At 56.8% G+C, this 512-nt stretch carries 1 protein-coding gene; it reads left to right on the top strand.

Features of this window, described 5'->3' with window-relative positions; all coding sequences use genetic code 11:
- Positions 1-512 (top strand): transposase (locus AC628_RS41875; RefSeq protein WP_143202131.1); only part of this gene is annotated, 512 nt, incomplete at both ends.

Below are 512 nucleotides of genomic sequence, written 5' to 3'. Positions count from 1 at the left end.
GAGGGGTTGGATCGCGGGCAGAGCACACTGTTTCCGGCATTGCTCGACGATTATGTGACCGAGGATAATCCGGTGCGAGCGGTCGATGTGTTCGTTGACGGTCTCGATCTCGACAAGCTCGGATTCGTCGGTGTCCAGCCGCTGGAGACCGGCCGACCTAGCTATCACCCTGGCATTATGCTCAAGCTGTACATCTACGGCTATCTCAATCAGGTTCCGTGGAGCCGACGGCTGGAGCGGGAATGCCAGCGCAATATCGAGATGATCTGGTTGACGGGGCAGCTGGCACCGGACTTCGAAACCATCGCAGATTTCCGCAAGGACAATGGCAAAGCCATTCGTGAGGTCTGTCGCGAGTTTGTCGCGCTGTGCCGCAAGCTTGATCTGTTCAGTGCAGCGAGCGTCGCCATTGATGGGTCGAAGTTCAAGGCTGTCAATGCACGGGATAAGAACTTCACCGAGGCCAAGATGAGGAGACGTCTTGAGCGAATCGATGAGAGCATCGCCCGCTA

The sequence above is a fragment of the Bradyrhizobium sp. NAS96.2 genome (genome assembly GCF_001908235.1).
GTDB lineage: Bacteria > Pseudomonadota > Alphaproteobacteria > Rhizobiales > Xanthobacteraceae > Bradyrhizobium.
Note: the sequence above shows the minus strand (reverse complement) of the source record. Positions and strands in the feature narration are given on the sequence as shown.